The organism is Drouetiella sp. (genome assembly GCF_059504425.1).
Map to the genome: position 1 here is coordinate 1 of NZ_JCACIN010000054.1, position 2,884 is coordinate 2,884.

Here is a 2,884-nt window from a genome sequence, read left to right on the forward strand (position 1 = left end):
ATTACAACCGCGCCATTGCCAGTCTTCAGCGCCAGATTAGCAACTACCCTGACGGTAACCTGGCAGATACTCCCTAGAGATCTGTGCTGCCGCATAACAAGTCTGAGCTGACCATAAGATGGGTAGTGCTACACAAGTAATGATGAATTGTAGGGGTAAAACTGCCAAAGCTACAACGAAGTGCAATTTAGTACGGGTGTATGCTTAACAGTTGTAACACCCCTGCAACTGTCACATATTCTTCTCAGAATGGCTTGGACTAAAATCGGACTATATCGCTATTGAGCTATCTTCTGAAACTCTCATTTCCTCGTGAGTGAACTGTCACAGATGCAACGCCAGATTCGGAGCTTCAGGGGCCTGACCAGCTGTGTCCCGCGCAACTACTCTAATCACTCATCTAACTCATCTGAGCTTTAAATAGCTGAATCGCCGCAGTCAGCGACCCAGGTTCACCTGGGAGACGTTCTGACCCTATCAAGTCCAGCACCCCCTCTCATAGCCAGGTCGTCTGGTGTCACTCAATCCCACTTGGTAAAAGATCGAATGAAGAGACTTGTGCGGGAAAACCGCAGGCAGGCTTCTGTGATGAGGAGGCTCCTAACGGTGCAAGACTGAATCTTGTGACACTCTTGAAACCGAAAGGCGAGAGCAACGGGGAACATAAAGCAAGCCTAACCATCGTAAGAGTCCTCTCTACTCGACGGCTCGACCCATGATGGTTGCGACTATACTGACCCAGTTTAGAACCTGGCTATGGGTTAAAAGTGCGCTTGCGAGTGGTATCCAGAACAACACTGAAATTGCTCAACTGTGTAACGTGGGGAATCTGAATCGGCTTTACTATTTGCGGCGAGAGGTCGCAACCATGCCCCTCAGAACATTGATTCACGCAGTAACCAAATTAGTGGATTTAGAAATGTCGATTAAGCAAGGTGCTGTGTAGGCAAACGCCATCCTGCCATCTCTACTGGCGATCGCGCGGTTGTTCAACCCTGATCATTCAAATTGTGTTTATGAGACGATGGCTCACTTTCCTGACGGGTTATAACCTGCTCGATCGCCTGAATTGCCTCATCACACCAAGCTACCCACTCTTCTTGATATCGAATGCCGCGACGAATGACTAAATGCATATAAACATCTTTGAGTTCAAGTGAATTGAGATGTTGGGAGAAATACTCATCTAATTTTTTGACATGCTGCACCATTTCAAAATGCAGTTGTCGCCGCCGTTCAATTTCGCGTCTTACTGTCTGATGGGGAACTAGATGTCCAGCCAATCCCATCACGCCTAAATCCTCACGAATTGCAGCGGGTTCACAAGGTTTTGTGAGCCAGTCGGTTAGTTCTTGCTGTCCTGACTCGGTGATGGAATAAATTTTTTTATCGAGTCGTCCGGGTTGAGGAATTGCCTCATAGGTGACGCTACCCTGCTGCTCTAGCTTTGTTAGCTCGGCATAAACCTGCTGCTGACTCGCTTTCCAGAAGCAACTGCCAAACCCTTCGGCAAATTCCTTGGCAACGTCATAGCCGCTTAGAGGCTGACGAGACAGGAATGCCAGGATGGTGTGCTTGAGTGCCATAACCAAAAACTCTACTTGACGAATCCAATATGTTGAGTATACCTTAGTTGTTGTATTCAAGTTTTTGAATACAACAAAAAGAATAGACAACTAGGATCAATTCAAAATGAAGCTACCTAAGATCCTGATTACGGGCGCAACTGGCAAAACAGGAGCCGCTGTTGTTGCCCAACTGTGCGAGAAAGAGTATCCCGTTCGGGCGGTTGTGCGATCGCGAGATTCCAGGAGCAACCGGCTCGATCGCCTCGGCGCGGAAACCGTTGTTGCCGACTTATTTGACCCCGATCAGCTTTTAGAAGCTATGCAGGGAACCCAACGCGCCTATTACTGTCCGCCCATTCATCCCTATGTGATCCAGAGTGCAACCGCCTTTGCAGTTGCAGCACGAGAAGCAAAGCTTGAAGCGATCGTGCAGATGAGCCAATGGTTGTCGCATCGATCGCATCCCGCGATTATGACCCGACAGACCTGGCTGATAGATCAGATGTTTTCTATGATCCCTAACATCGTCCATACGATCATCAACCCCGGGATGTTCGCTGACAATTTTCTGCGGGTGATCGACTTCGCAGCATTGCTTGGCATCTACCCAGTTTTGACAGGAAAGGGAAAATCCGCACCAGTATCCAACGAAGATATGGCGCGCGTTGTCGTCGCTGCGCTGATGGCTCCAGAACACTATGCTGGCAGCTATCGACCGACCGGACCTAAACTTCTGTCTGGAAAGGACATGGCAGAGGTGATTGCCAGGGTAGTCGGTCATCGTGTGATACCAATAAACTTGCCGTTCTGGATGTTTTGCAAGGTCGCCCAACAGCAAAGGGTTGATCCAATTCAGATCAGCGGCTTTCGCTACTATGTGGAAGAAGTGAAGCGCGGCACATTCGAGCTTGAAGGCGGCATCACCAACGTTGTCGAAGAATTGACCGGAGTCCCAGCCGAAAGTTTCGAGATAACCGCTCGGCGCTACGCGTCTATGCCTTTTGCCAAGCAAACATTCGGCAATCGGCTGAAAGCGTTCATCAACTTCAATCTTACGCCTTTCTATCCTGGCTACAATCTCGAACGTTGGGATCGCCACAAGGGCTTCCCCATGTCACCCAATCCCACGCTCTCGATTGATGACGATCGCTGGCGATCCGAGCATCGTTTGCAAAACGCGCCCCTACCGATCGCCAATCATGTGCAGTCGCTCCCCCTTCATCTTCACAACACTACAGCCGAAAGCTTTCAATCATGAAGCTCTATAGAACCCATTTGAGATCTTAAGAAGATGCTGCAAGCCTCTTCACCATTAG

General features: G+C 49.2%; 3 protein-coding genes. 2 read left to right on the forward strand and 1 reads right to left on the reverse strand.

From position 1 onward, the window contains the following. The first annotated feature begins 715 nt into the window (after positions 1-715). Positions 716-946 (forward strand): hypothetical protein, encoded by a 231-nt coding sequence (locus AC5JMP_RS14375; RefSeq protein ID WP_495852172.1) that lies wholly within the window; start codon positions 716-718, stop codon positions 944-946. Positions 947-989: 43 nt separating this feature from the next. On the opposite strand, the gene AC5JMP_RS14380 is transcribed toward AC5JMP_RS14375, so the two are convergent. Continuing rightward, positions 990-1,586, reverse strand: a complete 597-nt coding sequence (locus AC5JMP_RS14380) for a PadR family transcriptional regulator (RefSeq protein WP_495852173.1) — start codon at positions 1,584-1,586, stop codon at positions 990-992. A gap of 106 nt (positions 1,587-1,692) precedes the next feature. Between AC5JMP_RS14380 and AC5JMP_RS14385 the strand changes: the two genes are divergently transcribed. Next, the gene (locus AC5JMP_RS14385) at positions 1,693-2,826 is read left to right on the forward strand and encodes an NmrA family NAD(P)-binding protein (RefSeq protein ID WP_495852174.1); all 1,134 of its coding nucleotides are present in this window, start codon (positions 1,693-1,695) and stop codon (positions 2,824-2,826) included. Positions 2,827-2,884: the final 58 nt, after the last annotated feature.

Coding starts and splice junctions, on each gene's coding strand:
- AC5JMP_RS14375 (WP_495852172.1), top strand. CDS start 716: ATGATGGTTGCGACTATACTGACCCAGTTTAGAACCTGGCTATGGGTT.
- AC5JMP_RS14380 (WP_495852173.1), bottom strand. CDS start 1,586: ATGGCACTCAAGCACACCATCCTGGCATTCCTGTCTCGTCAGCCTCTA.
- AC5JMP_RS14385 (WP_495852174.1), top strand. CDS start 1,693: ATGAAGCTACCTAAGATCCTGATTACGGGCGCAACTGGCAAAACAGGA.